This window comes from Chryseobacterium proteolyticum (assembly GCF_046591535.1).
Lineage (GTDB): Bacteria > Bacteroidota > Bacteroidia > Flavobacteriales > Weeksellaceae > Chryseobacterium > Chryseobacterium proteolyticum.
In genome coordinates this window covers 22,653-41,033 of the sequence record NZ_JBJLWK010000006.1, presented here as the reverse complement: position 1 = coordinate 41,033, position 18,381 = coordinate 22,653, and the positions used below count along the sequence as shown (strand labels likewise).

Genomic DNA, 18,381 nt, shown 5'->3' with positions numbered 1-18,381 from the left:
AATGGGTGGTTTATTATCCATATTTATAAGTATCATTAAGGATTTTAATGAAGATGATATTGAGTATTTTTTTGAAACCATTCATTTATGGGATGGATATCATTTGGTAATAATTGCGGATAAACTGATGGAAAATACGGTCAAAGCTAATGTTAATTATGACCTGGGAAAAATCTATTTTAAGATATTCTTATCTTATGAAAAACTGGATTCTTATTATTTGCTGGATAACCTGGAACTGATCTTTAAAATGTATCGTTCAAAGCTAGATATCGAAACCCTGATCAGCATTTCAAGTAAAATAAAATACCTGTACCAGAATAAACAAATAACAAGACAGCAATTCGATCATAATCTGTCCTATCTAAATACCCTGAACCATGACGTACCACATTAAAAATTCGGAACAGCTTACCATACAGGAAATAGGAGTAATAATAAAGCTTTGGGAAAACAAGGAATGGACAGGTATGAAAGCTGATGATTTCAGACAGCTATTTAAAAATTCTGAATTTCATTTATTACTGGACACTGATGGAAATATCAAATCTGTATTGCGTCTGAATTTCGATTTTACATTAAAGATATCGGGAAATCTACATTCTTATACAGAAATGGTGGGCTTTGTTTCTGCACAAAAAGGACATGGCTATGGCAGCCAATTGCTGAAGCTTTCAGCAGAAAATGTTACTGAGAGGGACCTGCAGGTTATTGGATTCTGTATTTCCGATTTGCGCCCCTTTTATGAAAAGTGCAAAATTGATATATTATACGATAAAGCAAAAAAAATTCTGGAGCAGGAAGATGATCACTGGATCAGTTCTGAAGATGATGACATCCTGATCATCCATTTGTCTGAAGAAAATAGAAATCTTTTCAAGCAGCTTGATTCAGAAAAAACTGCTTATTTAATACAATAACAACAATGAAAATGAATTATAAAAACCCTGATCAAAATGGATATTATGGAGAATTCGGAGGAGCTTTTATCCCTGAAATGCTTTATCCAAATGTAGAAGAGCTTCAAAAAAACTATCTTGAAATTATAGAATCTGAGGAGTTTCAGGCAGAATATCAGGATTTACTGAAAAATTATGTAGGGCGTGCTACTCCTCTTTATTTTGCCAAAAATCTGAGCAACCAGTACAAAACGAACATTTATCTGAAAAGAGAAGATCTTAACCATACCGGTGCACACAAGATCAATAACGCACTAGGCCAGGTTTTACTGGCAAAACGATTGGGAAAAACCAGAATTATTGCAGAAACCGGAGCCGGACAACACGGCGTTGCTACTGCTACCGCCTGCGCATTGCTTGGTTTGAAATGTATCGTTTATATGGGTGAAGTTGACATTCAGAGGCAGGCTCCGAATGTAGCAAGAATGAAGATGCTGGGTGCAGAAGTAGTTCCGGCAATTTCGGGATCAAAAACATTAAAAGACGCTGTAAATGAAGCTTTAAGAGATTGGATCAATAATCCCGTGACAACTCATTATGTTATAGGCAGCGTTGTGGGACCTCATCCCTTTCCCGATTTGGTTGCAAGATTTCAAAGCGTCATATCAAAAGAGATCAGGGAACAGCTTCATGAACAAACAGGAAGAGAGAATCCTGACTATGTGATTGCCTGCGTAGGAGGAGGCAGTAACGCAGCAGGAACTTTTTACCATTTTGTGGAAGAAGAAAATGTAAAAATTATTGCGGCAGAAGCAGGAGGCTTCGGTGTGGAATCCGGAAAATCTGCGGCCACCACTTTTCTTGGAACTTTAGGCGTTTTACATGGAAGCAAAAGCCTTGTCATGCAGACCCGTGACGGTCAGATAATCGAACCCCATTCAATTTCTGCTGGTTTGGATTATCCCGGGATCGGGCCTTTCCATGCTCATTTATTTAAGGAAAAGCGTGCGGAATTTTTCAGCATCAACGATGATGAAGCCCTGAAATCAGCTTTTGAGCTCACAAAACTGGAAGGAATTATTCCTGCCCTTGAAAGCTCACATGCCCTGGCCGTCCTGGATAAAAAGAAATTCGACGAAAATGACATCGTGGTGATCTGCCTGAGCGGGCGTGGTGATAAGGATATGGAAACTTATTTAGCTAATCTTTAAATTTTTAATCTGTAAAATGTAAAAAGTATTCATGTAAAATGATTCTGACAGTTATTAAAGAAAATTATGTTTCTTTTTATCATAAATACATTTTACATGAATACATAAATACAATAAACCCAATGAAAAAACTCAATATATACTTCACAGCAGGGATTCCGAAATTGGAAGATACTGCAGATATTATAAAACTCATACAGGATGCCGGTGCGGACATGATGGAAATCGGAATGCCTTATTCGGATCCGGTTGCTGACGGTCCCGTTATACAGAAAGCACATGAACTTGCATTGGAAAATGGAATGACCATTGAGAAATTACTATCACAACTGAAATCCATTAAAACTGAAATTAAAATTCCTATTATTTTAATGGGATACATCAATCCGGTTTTAAGTTTTGGTTTTGAAAATTTCTGCAAAGAATGCTCGGAAAGTGGCGTTACCGGACTCATTATCCCTGATCTTCCTCCTATTGAATTTGAAAAGAATTATCAGCAAATCCTGAAGAAATATCATCTCAACTTTACATTTCTGATCACACCTGAAACCTCAGATGAAAGAATCTTATATCTTGATTCTTTAAGCTCAGGGTTCCTGTATGCGGTAAGTTCTTCATCCACAACAGGAAATAAAAATGCCGTATTAAAAAATGAAGATTATCTTTCCCGGATATCTCTTCTTCAGTTAAAAAATCCGGTAATGATCGGTTTTGGTATAAAATCGAAAAAAGATTTTGAAAGTGTAACGGAAAAAGCAGACGGCGGAATCATAGGAACAGCATTCGTTAATGTTCTATTACAGGATAAAGATTGGAAGAATAATGCCATAGATTTTATAAATTCAATAAAGAATTAAAAATCACTAAATTTGTATGTCTAAAAAATGGTACAAGTCTTTCCACAGGACCATAAAAAAAGACAGACGCTCATTATGAATACACATCAAAATAAAGTAGTAGAATTCGAAGATCTGGGTACAAGAGATTATCAGTCCTCATGGGACTATCAGGAAAAACTGATGAAAGATATTATTGATACCAAAATAAAAAACCGCGATTTACCTGCTGAAGAACATATTACCACACCCAATCATTTGCTTTTGGTGGAGCATCCCCATGTTTATACTTTAGGAAAAAGCGGACATGAAGAAAATATGCTGGCGGGAATTGATAAACTCAAAGAGATTGATGCTACTTTTGTAAAAGTAAACCGTGGCGGAGATATTACCTATCACGGATACGGGCAGATTGTAGGTTATCCGATCTTAGATCTTGAAAATTTCTTTACAGATATTCATTTATACATGAGAAACCTGGAAGAAGTGATCATCAGAACCATTGGCGAATATGGCCTTAAGGGCGAGCGTTCCCAGGGAGAGACCGGGGTCTGGCTGGATGTGGGAAAACCGTATGCCCGAAAAATTTGTGCAATGGGTGTGAAAGCGTCCCGTTGGGTAACTTTACATGGTTTTGCCCTTAATGTAAACACCGATATGCGCTATTTTGAATATATCATTCCTTGTGGTATCAAAGATAAACAGGTGACCTCTCTGAAAAGAGAACTTGAAAGAGAACTTTCCCCTCAGGAAATGGAAGATATCAAATCTAAAATTACAAAACATTTTGCAGATGTTTTTGGAGCTGAGATTTCTAATAAAAAATCTGCAACTACTACCAATTTCTAAAAATTACTTTTCTTATTATTCCTTAGGAGTCTAATCTTATAAAGTTGAGATTCCTAAGGAAAAACATATTAATCTTTTATCATTCGGCTATTCCACAGAGTCTTTGATCATATATGATTTGTCCTTATTAAAAATAGTATTTAAATATACTTTTGGCTGAATCATATGGATAAAAAATCGAAAAATCTCCTACATATTTAGTATTTTGCATTGTGTTTTTAGCGCAATTAATAAAATCTGAAAGTCCAATGAAACTATTAACCCGGTTCTTTTGCTATCTGTTATTATCCATTTCTTCTATATGTTTTGCACAAAAGGATAAATACAAACAAAAGATCGATAGCCTAATTCAGGTTAAGAGCCCTAGAACTTTCAATGGGGTTGTTCTCGTTACCAGAAACGGAAAGGTTGAATACTCCAGGGCTTACGGTATAAAAAATGCTAAGACACGAATTCCTTTAAAACCAAATGATCAGTTTGAAATCATGTCCAACACCAAACAGATCACCGCCGTTTTATTATTAAAAGAGGTTGAAAAAGGAAAAGTTGATTTACATTCTCCTATAAAAAAGTACCTTCCATCACTATCTCAGCCCTGGGCTGATTCAGTAACGGTTCATCAGTTGCTTAACCATACCCATGGGATTGTTGATCTCGAGAAACCTTTGGCATTTAGACCGGGCTCTGATTTCAAATACGGTAACCTTTCCTATATCTTGTTAGGGAAAATCATCGAAAATGTCAGCCATCAATCTTACTCTCAATTGGCTAATGAACTGTTCAAGCAGCTTAAAATGAAAGATACTTTCTGCTATGCGAAATCGGATCTGAAGAAGCTGGTTTCGGGGCATATAAGTAATGAAAAAGGATTAACTGTTTCCAATGACTCTTTTATCAATGATGAAAATATGCCAGCCGACGGAGTAATAAGCACAGCAAAGGACTTATCTGTCTGGAATGATTTTCTTCATAAAGGCAAAATCCTAAACGCAGATACCTATCAATTATTAATAAGTCCATCCGTATTTTCCGAACATGATGTATTCGGAACCGCTAAGATGGGTTACGGATATGCTATTCGTATTGTAAAGGATCACAGAGTCAGCTATTTTGGTCATACCGGTCTCGGAGATGGCTTTACTTCATTGAATGTTTATGTGCCCTCTTCTGATGTGAGTATTGTTATCATGGAAAATCAGATGAGCGAGATAAATACACTGTACTATTATTTTGAAAAATTAATCAGAGATATTGTATTGCAAAGCAGCTTAATTAAGAAATAACCAATCCGCTGGCAACCTGCACGGATAAAATAGGTAAACCTGATTTTTTATAGTAAAATTCACAGAGCCATTATTAACACTTATTAAAACGGTAGTTTTTAATGAACAAAACACTTTAATTATTACTAAAAATTTTGGTTTTTATAAAAATAACTTGCTTATGTTATTTTTTTTATTAATTTTATTTTCACCAAAAAGTGAAGTAAATAAGAGTTAAAATAACCAACCAACTTAACAAAAACTCACCATTAAACTACAAATTACAATTATTATGAAAAATCTTTTTTTATCAATGATGGCCTTTGTGACCGTCTTAACTTTTAATTCCTGTGCCGATTCCAACGGGAATCAGGAAATCAACGGAAAGGAAAAACTAAGTGTAAATGATTCTAAGCTGAAAGATTTCGGAAAGACTGTACCGGTAGGGATAGACGAAGAAAACGGAATGATAAAGGTGTCATTTATGTTAACTGCGCAATTCTATGAAATTAAGCCGACCAAAGAAAATGAGCAGTATATCGGAATGCTTAGACAGGCTGTTAAGAATGAATCTCCTGTACACATTTTCTTAAAGCCTAATAGCAATGAAATAGGAAAAGTGGAGTCTGCAAGCCCGGAAGACGTAAGATATTTTAAAACGATCCTGACAAAAGAAGTAAAAGGACAAACCAATAAATTGGCGAGTGTAATTCCTGATGTAGCTACATTAAATTCTTTATTCAATCAAATAAAGAATCAGTCTTGCGGTACCTCTACGGCGTCCTCACCATGCATCACATTCAGATATCCTGTAGACGGATGTTATGCAAGAGCCCATAAGATGAGACAAATCTTAATGAACAACGGCTATGACTGTGAAAAACAATTTGTATACGGAAACCTAAAGGCATCAACAGGAACTTGCTGTGTGGCGTGGAGCTACCACGTTGCAATATTGGTAAGCTATAAAAATGCTTCCGGAGTAACGGAAAAAAGAATTATTGATCCTTCACTATTTTCAAGCGGTCCTGTAACAGATACAGCATGGAGAAACGCTTGCGTTAACACCTCTTGCGGATCTGCATCCGTTTCCTCTTATGCTAATACTGCAGGAAATGTTTATTACAGAAGTCCTAGTAATTCTTACCTGTATGACAACAATCTGATCAATACCAACTGTGTACTGACTAAATTTTCACTGCTTTCCGGATGTTCTCCTTCACCTGCACCGGATGTATCCAGCTGTGGATTTTAATTAATTGATAATTTTACAGCACCTGCTGATTCTGTAAATGAGCAGGTGCTGTTATATAATAATACTATTTTTATGAAAGTATGGACATTACTATTATTTTTTTGTATGATAACATCCTGCTCCGGTAGTTCGGGTTCACAGAATTTAACCTGGTACAAAAATGCAACAATCAGTCAGATTACGGAAGACCCCGATCATCCCGGGGATTTTATGCGCATCTCTATTGGAATTAGCGCGCAGGTTTTTTATGTGTCAAAAAAAGATTCTTCCTACAAAACTCTTCTGGAAAAGTTAAACCAAAGCCTGAAAAAAGGTAAGGCCTATAATATCGGTATTGAGAACAAAACCAATATTATTAAACAGGTTAATGACATCCAATAACTTCTTTCCTAGGATCTTATCACAGAAATTCCGGCATCTACTTTTATTTCGGCTCCATGGATATAAGACGCTTCCCTTGAAGCAAGGAAAAGCACCGTATTTGCTATTTCCGATGGATCTCCCTGCCGTTTAAACGGAATTGTAGGAATAATATGCTGAACGGCATCTTCAATCTGCTCTTTATTCAGTCCGGTATTATTGAAGATATTGGTTTTAATATGCCCGGGACTAATAGCGTTTACCCGGATTCCCCTTTCCAACAGCTCAGTGGCAAAAGTCTTCACAAAAGATTGCACAGCTGATTTTGCAGCCGAGTAAACAGAGAAATTAGGCATTGAAATCTCTGTAGCTACTGAAGTATTAAAAATAACCGAACTTCCCTTTTTCATTAATGGTAACATTTGTTGAACGGTAAAGAAAGGTCCTTTTACCAGAATATTAAACAGTTCATCGAAATCCTCAGGGTCCACATTTTCAATCGGCTTAAATTTCCCATACCCTGCATTGGCAAAAACGAGATCAATATTTTCAGTGTATTGTTTTATTTCGTTTTGTAAATGCATCAGGTCTTTCATATTACCTGCATCGGACACTATCCCTACTGCTTTTCTTCCTAACTTTTCAGTTGCTTTAAGCACGGTTTCTTCGGATCTTCCGGTAATTATAGCAGTTCCGCCTTCTCCGATAAACTGCTCAGCAACTGCATACCCCATTCCATTCGTTCCTCCCGTTATCAGCGCATACTGATTGATAAATCTTTGCATTGTATTTTGTTTTAAAATTGTACAGCAAAGATTGGAATATGGTCTATTTTACGAAATCCGAAACTTGTGATATTTCTATTATCGATTTTATCTAAAATATATTATTTAAAATTAAATTGCAAGCAATTTAATTTTGTCATAACTTTGTCCCGTAAAATTATTTCACAAAAAATAAAACAATGTCATTAATAGAAAATTTAAACTGGAGACATGCTGTGAAAGCATATGATCCAACAAAAAAAGTATCGGAAAAAGATTTAAATACGATTTTGGAAGCTGCAAGGTTGGCTCCTACTTCATCCGGCTTACAGCCCTTTCGTATCATTGTAGTAGAGAATCAGAAATTAAAGGAAAAAATGGTTCAGGGTGCTTTAAACCCTGAAGTGATGAGAGATTCTTCTCATGTGCTTGTATTTGCAGCGTGGGATAATTATTCCAATGAGAAAATTGATAAAGTGTATGACTACCATACTGATGTAAGAGATCTTCCGAAAGGCCGTTTCAACAGCTATACAGATAAATTGAAAGAAATTTACGGTGCGCAGACTCCTGAACAGCATTTTTTACATACTGCCCGTCAGACTTACATCTCCTTAGGCTTAGCTTTGGCTCAGGCAGCAGAATTAAAAATCGACAGTACACCGGCAGAAGGATTCAGTAATGAGGTGGTAGATGAAATTCTTGGTTTGAAAGAATTAGGATTAAAAAGTGTAAGTTTGCTATATTTAGGATACCGCGATGAAGAAAAAGACTGGCTGGCTTCCATGAAAAAAGTACGTATTCCTATGGATGAATTTATCATCCGAAAATAATATCAATTCCCAATTCATATTCTATTGTTATGGAAAATTCGGAAAACCTAAAACTGGAAAATCAGATCTGCTTTCCTTTATATGCAATCGCAAAGGAGATCACAGGTTTGTACCGTCCTTTTCTTGATGAACTGGATATTACCTATCCTCAATATCTCGTGATGATGGTATTGTGGGAACAGGATGGCCTGCCAGTTACTCAGATCGGTGACAAACTCCTGCTGGATAGTGGTACATTAACACCTTTACTCAAAAGATTAGAAGGCAAAGGCTTTATTTCGAGAAACCGTAAAAAAGAAGATGAAAGAGTGGTACAGGTATTTCTGACTGAACAGGGGAAAAATTTAAAGGAAAATGCGTGTGGTGTCCCTGAAAAGATTATGAAAAAGATCAATGTTCAACCTGAAGATCTGTTGCAACTTAAAAATTCCATCAATATTATTTTAAGTAAAATTGAAAAATAAAAAAAAACCGGCAGCCAATTTTTGGCTGCCGGTTTTTTATTTAACTTTCTGAAAAGCATCTACTTTCAGATAAGCATCATTTTTTTCTTTTTCTTTTTTATCAGAAATCAAAATTCCAAAAAGGTGGTCTATCTCATGCTGAAAAATAACGGCTGTAAAACCTTCTACAATCTCAGAGTATTTCTGACCTTTCAAATCAACATATTCGAGTTGTATAACTTTGCTCCTGTAAAACTGATCCCTGAATTCAGGAATGGACAGATCTCCTTCGGGTCCCAGGTTTTGAAGCTCGGATCTCCAGATGATCACAGGATTTATAAAATACTCCAAAGGATTATCCTTTTTATCAAAACGCTGAACCCAGATTATTTTCCTGTTAATACCCACCTGCGGAGCTGCTATTCCTACTCCTCCATCGGTAGAAAGAAGAGATTCTTTCATCCTTTTAACCAGTGTCGCCGTATTAGGATCAACAGGATCAGCCTCACTGGAAATACTCAGTAATGTTTTGTGCTGATCAGCATTTGTTATCTGATAAATCGGAAGCGGAGAACCAATATCTCCCTGATTAATTATTGTAATTTCATTTGAGGTCAGCTTTTGCGCATTAGCCAGGCTAACGAAGCAAAGCAGCAGGAAAGATAATTTTTTCATTTTTTAATTATTAATGTATTCATGTATTGATGTAAAATGTATTCATGATTATCTAAGCTGCCTTTTTTATTGTTGTCATTTCGAATGAAACAAAGTGTAATGAGAAATCTTTTTAAATAATTATATTAATGTATATTAAATTACATATTCCTCCTGCATTTATTAAAAGAATACAATTTCTCAGCTGACCTCCAAAATCATTATACATGAATACTTTTTACATTGTACAACCTTTTTAACATTCAAATTTAAAAAGTTTTCGTCATATCGGCTGGAATAATCAAATTAAAATCTGTTGGGATATAGTCTTTCCCGGGAACTTTCAATTCAGGATCGTCCGATTCAAAAACTGAGATCACCGCCATTTTAAGATTGGGGTTCTTTTGTTTAACATACCAATAGGTTCCACCGAATTCCTTGCTATGATAATTACCATTATAATGAATAAAAGTTTTACCGGGCTGGATATTTTTGAGGATGGATTCTGCCATCGTAGCATCTTTGGTTGCCTGAGCTGAAATGAAGTTCATTACTTTTGTTCCTTCTGCATGGTCTCCCATCATTTTTTTCATTTCAGGATATCCTGGTGTGTCTAAACTCACTTTGATAGGCAACTGGGCAATGTATGTTTTTTCTTTGGCAGACAATCTATTCAAAGATTCCAGACCTTCTTTTGCCGTCTGGGAAGCGTACCTTCTGGGAATATTTGTTGCAATGAAACCTAACTTTTTTTCTTTAGCAAAGTCAACCAGTGGCTTATAGTCCGTTGCATAATTATTCCACAAGCGTGCAGAGTCCTTTAGTGTTTTGGCATCGAATTTACCATTTAAATAATCATTTAACTGAGCTTGATTATCTCTCTCGAACATTTCCGCTCCTAAAATAATCTGTCCGTTTTTCTTCTGGTATAATGCTTCGGTCACTTTCAGCTGAAGCCAATGATTGATGGAGCTGTTGTGATTCTCACCAAAAAAAATAACATCATAACTGGCAAGTTCTTTCACCAAACGCTCTGTTTCTATTTCTTTTCCTTCTTTATCATAAAACCGATAAGCTCTGAAATTTTGGGCATTTAATGCACAAAACATAATCAGTAATATTGATACGAAAATATTTTTCATTGTAATTATTTTTGGTTAAGGGTGAAAGGACTTAAAGGCTGGATCGCTGAACTATTTAATAGCAAATGAGCCTTTTTACTGTCATCTTTTTGCCTTTCAATCCTTTTGCAATTTAGTCTTTTTGCGATTTAACACCTAAAAAAAGACCGCTCTGATCTTAAAAACAAAACGGTCCAAATCAAATCATCTAACTATTACTTTTCTAATTCTGCTACAAGGTCTTTCCACTCTTGCAGTTCAGGAATGCCAGGTTTTCTTTTTCCAAAAAACTGAACGATAAAATCACCTTCCTTATTGAAAATTTCAATAGCCGTTACTTCACCGTCTTCAGTTGGCTTTTTTACGATCCATGCTTCTTCAATCTTGGTAACATCCAGATGCAGGTTAAAATCAGGATCCATTACGTTGAACCACTGCTGGTGCCAAAGCGTCTTTTTCACATGACCGGTATGGATCTGAATAATTCCTCTGTTTCCAACGAAAACCATAATCGGAACATTCTTCTCGGAAGCATCCTCCAGAACGTTTACCACTTTAGCATTATCTATTTTCTTCGCATAACCTTCCGGAGCCAGTCTTAGAGCCTGAGTTCTGCTCACTCCGAATTTTCTTGTCATCATGAAAAAATCATGGGTATCTTTCAATTCAACCCATGCTTTTTTGAAAGCTTCGGCATCAATTTCAGAATCCGGTTTTTCTGCCGGTTTCGGAGCAATAGCCTCAAAAGAGAACACTCCGTTCTGATCTTCGGCCTTATATTTTTCAACGATTGCATCAAAAGCCTTTTCGTCGCTATCTTTTGTCAGGTAGATCTTGTGAAGAGCTAAACCGTCTTTTCCGAAAAACTGAAGGCTTTTTTTATCTCCTTCCACAACTGCAAAAGCAAACTTCCAGGAGTTCAGGAAGATCCTGAGATCAATATCTTCTCCCACGAAAAGCTGTGCATGAGGGCTGCTGAAGTCACCGTTCTGGTAAATTCCTTTTCTCTCGTGTACACATTCGTCATTACGGGTAAGAGCCATCACCTTACCCAATTGCTCAACATCAGTTAAAATATTTTGAAATTCCGGTTTCAGAACGGTTACCCCTTCACCGATATTAGTCACTAATAGATCAGCTTCGCTTACACCTAACTGTAAAGCCGCATTTCTTATTCTTAAATGTGGATTTTCTTCTTTTAGAGCGTCCCACTTTTCTCTTAATTCGTTAACTAATGTGCTCATTTTATTTATTTTTTTATGGTTAAAACTGTATAAATTCTATGTATGGTTTCAGCTCCGGATTTACTTGGGATATCCTCCTCTTTCTCCGAAATTTTCATTCTTTTGAAATGGCTCCTTGAGATAAGTTCTTCCATTTCATTATTGCTGTACATGGTAAAGTTGTATTCTGTAAACGGTAAGGTTTCCATGAATCTTCGCTGCCCGAAGGTGAGTACGAAAGTCCCGTCATCCTTCAAAACCCTGTAAATTTCATTCAGGAATGCCACCGGCTCTTCCCAGAAATAAACCGTATTAACAGTGAAAACCTTATCAAAAACCCTATCTTCAAAAGGGAGCTTTTGTCCCTCGTACAATATAAAATCCGCCTGACCTTCAAAGTCTTTATTCATTTTCCGGGCCTCATTATACATTGTTTCGGAAATGTCAACCCCTGTATATTTCAGATTTTGAGCTCTGCTCAGGATATTTTTCAGATGCCCCGCATTTCCGTGTCCTATTTCAAGGATAGATTCATTATCTTCTATCAAAAGTGTTTTGATGCTTTCCAAAGTCATGCTGATATTGGTTGCATTCATCATCTCGCCTATCTCAATGCCTTTTTCTCCCTGTGGATTGGCTAAGTTTTGAGCGAGTATTTTAAGTTCATCTTTTTCCATAGTTATCCAAAAATGATCATTGGGTTATTAGTAATAGGATGCTCGCAGATGGTACAGGGAAAGTTGTATGCCTTAGTTATATTTTCGGCAGTAAAAACTTCCTGTGGTGTTCCATAGGCTGAAACCCTTCCCGATTTCATGAGTAATATCTTATCGGCGTACTGAGCCGCCAGATTTAAATCATGTAAAACCACAACAGCACTGTTTGCTTGTTTTGTAAAACTCTTCATGATCTCCAATGCCTTGTATTGATGTTTAACATCAAGGTTATTGAGTGGTTCATCAAGGAACAGTAGTTTGTGGGCAATATCATTCTGTAGCTGTGCCAGTACCCGTGAAAGATGTACTCTCTGCTTTTCCCCTCCGGACAGGGTATTGTATTCACGGTCTTTCAGATGAAAAACATCTGTTTCATACATCATATTGTTCATGGCTTCCAGATCCTCTTTTCTCGGCTGCGCATCAAAATAGGGATAACGCCCCATCATGACAACATCTTTTACTTCCAAAGGAATATCATTGCTGTTGTGCTGGGAGAATTTAGCCTTATGCCTGGAAAGCTCAACCACATTCCACTCGTTAACAGGTTTGTTTTTAAACAAAACTTTTTGCTTTCCGGATTTCACCTCGTTGGCCAGAACACTTAATAAACTTGATTTTCCAGCTCCATTGGGTCCTACAATGGCTAAAAACTCACCATATTCCAATGATACGTCCACTCCATCCAGAATATGAAATTCTTTGTGTTTATAGCTGATCTGATGCGCCTTTATCATTAGAGTGATTTTTTAAATTTAATTAAAATGGCTATAAAAATCGGCCCTCCCATTAATGCCGTGAGGATACCGATTGGCAATTCCGAAGGCTCCACAATACTTCTGCTGAATGTATCGCCGGTCAACAGCAAAATACTTCCGCAAACAGCAGACAACGGTAATATAAAGGTATAATCCGATTTGAACAAAAGCCTTAAAATATAAGGTACAATAAGACCTACAAAACCAATCGTTCCCGAAAATGCCACCGAAGTTCCCACCATTAATGCTACGACAATAATGATTTCTTTTTTAAGTTTTTCTACATTGATCCCTAAGTGCTGTGCGTCTTTTTCACCCAACATCATGGCATTCAATGCTTTTCCTTTTGGGATTAAAACGATATATGAGATAATCAAAACAATGACTAAAACAATATTTTTTGTCCAGGTGGCTGCAGCCAAGCTCCCAAGATTCCAGAAAGTAAGATCTCTCAATTGTTCATCTTTTGAAATGTAGATCAGAAACCCGGTAATTGAAAAGCCAATTGCCGTAATAGCTACACCGGTTAGCAACATCATTACCACGTTTGTTTTACCTCCGCTGGTAGAAATCCTGTATACCAGCATCATAGATAGAAAAGCCCCGATAAAAGCAGAAATACCCACCAGTGAAAATTGTACTACCTCAGGAAGATACTGTTTGAAATGCCCTCCTAAAACAATAGCAATGGCTGCAAGTAATGTTGCTCCCGAAGTAAGTCCTATTAGATCCCCCGTCGCCAAGGATTCTTAAAAAGTCCCTGCAATCCTGTTCCGGACACCGCCAGCATGCTTCCAATTAAGATTGCCATAACGATTCTCGCAGCACGGACATCACATATCACGTATGTATCGCTAGGCGATATATTTCCATTTCCTTTTACAACCTCCCACAAAACTTTATACGGAGAAGCTCCGTTAAAATTATAAACTCCTGTACTAAGCGACCATACCGCTATGATAGCAAGCAGTATGGTACTTATAGATAGATAAAAGTATAGTTTACTTTGTGTTTTCAATTAATAACTTATTTAATCCTACTGCAGCCTCTCCTAATCTTGGTCCGAATCCTGAAACAAGTCCTCCGTCCATAGCAATGATCTTTTTATTCTTGCCGGCATTTGTTTGAGAAACACCTGGCATTTTAAGCGCTCCTTCGTTTCCTCCTGCACCCTGTAAGCCTGATGAGAAAAAGAATAATACATCCGGATTCGCTTTTACTACAGCCTCAGGGGTCAGCGGTTTGAAATCTTCAAATTCCGTAACTGCATTTTGTCCGCCTGCAAGACCGATCAAAGCATCCATTGGTGTCTTCGTACCGGAAACCATCAGCATATTTCCTCTTGCATAAATAAACAGTACTTTAGGTTTTTTAGCAATCGGCTGAACCTGTTTTAGATCCGCATCGATTTTATCATTCAGTTTCTGATAATCTGTGTTGCCAATAGCTTTTGCTACCTGCTCAATTAATTTTTTAGTTCCTTCCACTGAATATTCCTGTTTGAAGATTTCAGTTTTTATCCCTGAAGACTTTATTTTTCCTAATAGCTCAGGGTTTATATCTTTATCAGACGCTAAAATTAATGTAGGATTTACGGCCATAATCGGCTCAATGGTCATTGATCTTACATGTCCCAGATCTTTAGCTGTTGCTTTTAAAGTTTCAGGATAGGTACTGGTAACATCAGTTCCTACAATTTCTTTTTCATGACCTAAAGCACTCACTATTTCTGTGATGCCTCCATTTAAGGTCACAATTTTATTATTTGTTTTCGGCGTTTCTAAGGCATTTGTTTCTACTGTATTTTCCTGTTTTGCGCTTTCGGCTTTTTTGCAGGAAGCTACTGCTAGAAGGATTGATGCTACTAAAATTATCTTTTTCATGATATATTATTTATTGATTTATTATAAAGGTTCAAATTCAAAACTGGCATGCCCCCGATTTCCCTGAGGATCTTTCATTTTATTAAATCTAAGCTTGAAGTAAAAGCCCTCAGCATCTTTTAATACAAAGAAACGGTCAGCGTATACGAATGCTCCCGGCACTTCGCTTGTTCCGGTAGTCGTTCTCCATTTATCCCCAATTGCTCTTTGATCAGTAGATACAAGCTTCGCCTGATCTACATTGCTTAACTTAAATGAGTTATAGGCCTGATCCAGGTTTCCGGAAGCCGTTACCTGATATGCACTCACTCCACTGGCCGTATTCGTGATAATAAAATCAGCATAAAAATAGCTTCCTGCGCTATTTCCCGGGCTCATAAAAACTTCATTAGTAAATGTGGTAAAGGCTAAATCCCAATTCTTTTTCTTTGGCTGGATTGTAGCTGGAGCACCCGTTTTAAGATTGAAGAAATTAAAATTGTATTCTGTATCTTTTGTTATCATATACTCCTGGTAGGTAGTTGCATTGATGTCGGCATATCTTAGTTTATATCCGTTAGGAGCTCTTAAAATCTGAATTTTTTTCCATCCTCTGGGATCGGATGATAATGAAACAGATCCTGCAGCAATATTAGAGTTTGGATCTGCTAAATTTCGCCCCAGGTTAACCAAATAAACAGGATTGTCAGCATCATTCTCTTTGATTGGCTCTATCCCCGAAGACTGATTTAAAAAATTACCGTCAGGATTATCCACATACTTCATATTAGCAGCATCAAATGTACCTACCTGAACTTTTTCTTTAAGATCGGCTACATCAGATTCTTTTACAGTATTGATGTTTGTAGCATTAGGAATTTTCGCAACAGCCATTGCAATAGACCCGTTTAAAATTACCCTATATTCATCTCCTGTATAAAATCCAAGATCCCAGTCTGTCCTTTTATTGATCGTATGATTTTTTGCATCACTTAAGTCGATCCAAACCTGATTGGCTTCTGTGGGACCGCCTACATCGGCGCTTACTTCAGAACCTGTCATCTTGGGAACCTGAACAGGATCTTCATCAGCTGAAAGACAAGACTGTACAGCAGCAATAATGAATAGAAATGAAAATATCTTTAAATACTTCATGATATATTTTTTTTTAGAATTGATACATTAATCTTGCGAAATAGCTTCTTCCATAGTACAAATTCAGACGATCAGAGCCTGCTGTATGTGCATTTCCTCCGTTTGCAGTGGAATTAATGGTAGTAACATCAAAAATGTTTTTAACTCCTGCAGAAAGCTCAAGCTGATTTTTCCAGAATGGCTGGCTTACAATAAAATCCATCATGTGGAATCCATCATTTTTCCCTAAGCGGAATGCATTGCCTTCTAATACATACAGCCTTGACGGCCCCGTATACTTATAATAAAGATTAAAAGCAGTTCCTGCATTTTTTAGTTTATAGGAAACATTAGCCCCTGTCTGGAAATTATACTGAAAGTCCGTTGGGGAGGCAATATCCATATCTTGTTTTGACACAGAAATACCATTTAGGGAAGTCCTTACTCCTAAAGTAAACTGGTCTTTGACAATATTGGCATTGGCACCAAACAAAAGACTTCTGTACGTATCTATGTTCATGTACTTATAAGTGGAAGGTCTTTTAATCATAACCATTTCAATTTTATCTTTCAGATCAACGTACAGAGCTTCCAGATTGTAATTGAATTTCCATCCATCTCCTATGGTGAAGCCCTGATCCCAGAATGCACCGACAGAATATCCTTTTTCAGGAGTAAGATCAGGATTTCCCTGAATGTCGTGATTTACGTTAACGAAATAAGTGAACATTTCATCATAGGTAGGATAGCGATTGGCTGTTCCGAAAATACCTCTTAGATTGGAATTTTCAGATGTTTTCAGCCTTGCAGACACCGAATAGTTGAATTGATTATCAAATTTATTGCTAAGGGATAATCTTGCTCCGGGTCTTACTGAGAATTTATCCGAAACATTCCACTCTGCAGAAATAAAGTTGCCATAGGTAAAAATCTTTCTTCTGATATTCTGCCCGTCAAAATCCCCCGCAATTAATGCAGCATACCCATTGGTATGGTCCAATTCGTAGCCTAACTGGAAATCAAATTTCTTGTTATCCAGAAAATTACTGAACATTCCTCTTGAATAAAATACATCGGTCTTGTAATACGATCTTTCATCATAATGGGTATCTTTAGCTCTGTTGGGTATATCATATACATAATCAAAGTACTTCCGATCCTGATTCTGATAAGAGAAATCTCCCGTGTAGCGGATCTGGCCCAGGCTGGTCTGAATATTCAACTGATGAAGCCAACGTTCCGTATTATATTCTCTGTCCGTACTTGTATAGGTTACACCACCCTGTCCGTCATTAAGTGAAATTCTGTCAACTTTAGGATTATAAAAATTAAATTTTTCGCTTAAGTAAGATATTTTATAGAAAACTGAAGTTTTATTCTTGGTGTACTTGATCAATCCTGTTGCTTCATACTGATCTTTTGGATTCCATTCGTAACCCCGTTTATTATCTTGTCCGAAATATTTGTATCCTTCACTATTTCCCTGATATCCCATAAACTGATTATGGTTAAAACTTATATTGGTAAACCAGTGATCGTTAAAGTTGTAACCTACATTCACATTCTGAATATGTCTGCCTTTGCCTCTTTTCCTTAAATCATAGCCATCTCTTACCGTTTCCTCCTGTAGTGCCGCTCTTATGCTTAATTTTTTATGACTGCTTTTTTTAGTGATGATATTAATAACGCCTGCCAGTGCACCATTACCATATTCCACACCCATGCTTCCTTTTACAACTTCAATCCTCTCAATATTACTTAAACTGATCTTCGTAAGGTCTATATTACTTCCTAAACCCGTATCTCCTACAACCGGAATATTATCTATCAAAATTTTGACATAGCTCCCGCCTAATCCCATGATATTAGCAGTTGAATTTCCGGAATTGGTATCTGGAGTGATTTGTATGTTAAGTGTTTGGTTAAGAACGTCAGCAGCGTTGGTCGCCGCCATATTTTTTATTTGTTCAGCATCAATAACTTCAACTTTATAAATCGATTTATTGATAGATTGTTGCATATACTGTCCTGTGATAACAACTTCTTCAATTTTTTTCTGATTAAGAGAATCTTTTTCCTGTGCATTCATCCAAAAGACTATGGATAATGAGAGTATAGAAAGCACCTTCTTCTTCATAGACACAAATTTTCGACAAATATAATGCTTTATTTAGAACAGATAAAAATAATTTATTACTTTT

At 36.7% G+C, this 18,381-nt stretch carries 19 protein-coding genes and 1 pseudogene; 10 read left to right on the top strand and 10 right to left on the bottom strand.

The genetic code is table 11. The features are described from left to right. Position 1 precedes the first annotated feature (1 nt). The 8 genes from ACJ5H0_RS19720 to ACJ5H0_RS19685 all read left to right on the top strand — a co-directional run bounded on the left by ACJ5H0_RS19720 (position 2) and on the right by ACJ5H0_RS19685 (position 6,693). Positions 2–397: a hypothetical protein gene (locus ACJ5H0_RS19720; RefSeq protein WP_411251671.1), complete on the top strand. Its 396-nt coding sequence runs from the start codon at positions 2–4 to the stop codon at positions 395–397. Then, positions 381–920, top strand: coding sequence for a mitochondrial porin family protein (locus ACJ5H0_RS19715; protein ID WP_411251669.1), 540 nt, complete (start codon positions 381–383; stop codon positions 918–920). The genes ACJ5H0_RS19720 and ACJ5H0_RS19715 overlap by 17 nt, the downstream gene beginning before the upstream one ends. Before the next feature lie 11 nt (positions 921–931). Next, positions 932–2,110, top strand: a complete 1,179-nt coding sequence (gene trpB, locus ACJ5H0_RS19710; RefSeq protein ID WP_411251667.1) for a tryptophan synthase subunit beta — start codon at positions 932–934, stop codon at positions 2,108–2,110. Between the two features lie 122 nt (positions 2,111–2,232). Further along, positions 2,233–2,967, top strand: coding sequence for a tryptophan synthase subunit alpha (gene trpA, locus ACJ5H0_RS19705; RefSeq protein WP_411251665.1), 735 nt, complete (start codon positions 2,233–2,235; stop codon positions 2,965–2,967). 75 nt (positions 2,968–3,042) lie between these two features. Beyond that, entirely contained in the window at positions 3,043–3,795 is a 753-nt protein-coding gene (lipB, locus tag ACJ5H0_RS19700) for a lipoyl(octanoyl) transferase LipB (protein ID WP_172278320.1), read from the top strand. Positions 3,796–4,043: 248 nt separating this feature from the next. Further along, positions 4,044–5,078 carry a serine hydrolase domain-containing protein gene (locus ACJ5H0_RS19695; protein WP_306611485.1) on the top strand — a complete coding sequence of 345 codons (1,035 nt, stop codon included), beginning with the start codon at positions 4,044–4,046 and terminating at the stop codon, positions 5,076–5,078. 271 nt (positions 5,079–5,349) lie between these two features. Continuing rightward, positions 5,350–6,312 carry a protein-glutamine glutaminase gene (locus ACJ5H0_RS19690; protein ID WP_273647455.1) on the top strand — a complete coding sequence of 321 codons (963 nt, stop codon included), beginning with the start codon at positions 5,350–5,352 and terminating at the stop codon, positions 6,310–6,312. Positions 6,313–6,417: 105 nt separating this feature from the next. Next, positions 6,418–6,693, top strand: coding sequence for a hypothetical protein (locus ACJ5H0_RS19685; RefSeq protein WP_273647454.1), 276 nt, complete (start codon positions 6,418–6,420; stop codon positions 6,691–6,693). Between the two features lie 8 nt (positions 6,694–6,701). Here ACJ5H0_RS19685 and ACJ5H0_RS19680 read toward each other — a convergent pair whose 3' ends face one another. After that, entirely contained in the window at positions 6,702–7,457 is a 756-nt protein-coding gene (locus ACJ5H0_RS19680; protein ID WP_306611479.1) for an SDR family oxidoreductase, read from the bottom strand. Between the two features lie 179 nt (positions 7,458–7,636). Between ACJ5H0_RS19680 and ACJ5H0_RS19675 the strand changes: the two genes are divergently transcribed. After that, positions 7,637–8,269 (top strand): NAD(P)H-dependent oxidoreductase, encoded by a 633-nt coding sequence (locus tag ACJ5H0_RS19675; RefSeq protein WP_411251664.1) that lies wholly within the window; start codon positions 7,637–7,639, stop codon positions 8,267–8,269. Positions 8,270–8,298: 29 nt separating this feature from the next. Beyond that, positions 8,299–8,733 carry a MarR family winged helix-turn-helix transcriptional regulator gene (locus ACJ5H0_RS19670; RefSeq protein ID WP_172277597.1) on the top strand — a complete coding sequence of 145 codons (435 nt, stop codon included), beginning with the start codon at positions 8,299–8,301 and terminating at the stop codon, positions 8,731–8,733. Between the two features lie 36 nt (positions 8,734–8,769). Here ACJ5H0_RS19670 and def read toward each other — a convergent pair whose 3' ends face one another. The 9 genes and pseudogenes from def to ACJ5H0_RS19625 all read right to left on the bottom strand — a co-directional run bounded on the left by def (position 8,770) and on the right by ACJ5H0_RS19625 (position 18,317). Next, the gene (gene def, locus ACJ5H0_RS19665; RefSeq protein ID WP_411251661.1) at positions 8,770–9,387 is read right to left on the bottom strand and encodes a peptide deformylase; all 618 of its coding nucleotides are present in this window, start codon (positions 9,385–9,387) and stop codon (positions 8,770–8,772) included. A 248-nt stretch (positions 9,388–9,635) separates the two neighbouring features. Further along, complete coding sequence (locus ACJ5H0_RS19660; RefSeq protein WP_172277591.1) at positions 9,636–10,508, bottom strand: ChaN family lipoprotein; 873 nt, start codon at positions 10,506–10,508, stop codon at positions 9,636–9,638. Positions 10,509–10,702: 194 nt separating this feature from the next. After that, positions 10,703–11,731: a hemin-degrading factor gene (locus tag ACJ5H0_RS19655; RefSeq protein WP_411251659.1), complete on the bottom strand. Its 1,029-nt coding sequence runs from the start codon at positions 11,729–11,731 to the stop codon at positions 10,703–10,705. A gap of 5 nt (positions 11,732–11,736) precedes the next feature. Further along, positions 11,737–12,387, bottom strand: a complete 651-nt coding sequence (locus tag ACJ5H0_RS19650; protein WP_345989626.1) for a class I SAM-dependent methyltransferase — start codon at positions 12,385–12,387, stop codon at positions 11,737–11,739. 2 nt (positions 12,388–12,389) lie between these two features. Next, on the bottom strand, positions 12,390–13,163 hold the full coding sequence (locus ACJ5H0_RS19645; protein WP_172277582.1) for a heme ABC transporter ATP-binding protein: 774 nt from the start codon (positions 13,161–13,163) through the stop codon (positions 12,390–12,392). Then, a pseudogene (locus ACJ5H0_RS19640) lies at positions 13,163–14,202 on the bottom strand (FecCD family ABC transporter permease). The gene ACJ5H0_RS19645 and the pseudogene ACJ5H0_RS19640 overlap by 1 nt, the downstream one beginning before the upstream one ends. Next, the gene (locus tag ACJ5H0_RS19635; protein ID WP_411251656.1) at positions 14,186–15,067 is read right to left on the bottom strand and encodes a heme/hemin ABC transporter substrate-binding protein; all 882 of its coding nucleotides are present in this window, start codon (positions 15,065–15,067) and stop codon (positions 14,186–14,188) included. Before ACJ5H0_RS19635 ends, ACJ5H0_RS19640 begins: the two are co-directional and overlap by 17 nt. 21 nt (positions 15,068–15,088) lie before the next feature. Continuing rightward, positions 15,089–16,201 carry an HmuY family protein gene (locus tag ACJ5H0_RS19630; protein WP_411251654.1) on the bottom strand — a complete coding sequence of 371 codons (1,113 nt, stop codon included), beginning with the start codon at positions 16,199–16,201 and terminating at the stop codon, positions 15,089–15,091. 13 nt (positions 16,202–16,214) lie between these two features. After that, positions 16,215–18,317 (bottom strand): TonB-dependent receptor plug domain-containing protein, encoded by a 2,103-nt coding sequence (locus tag ACJ5H0_RS19625; protein ID WP_345989633.1) that lies wholly within the window; start codon positions 18,315–18,317, stop codon positions 16,215–16,217. Positions 18,318–18,381 lie beyond the last annotated feature (64 nt).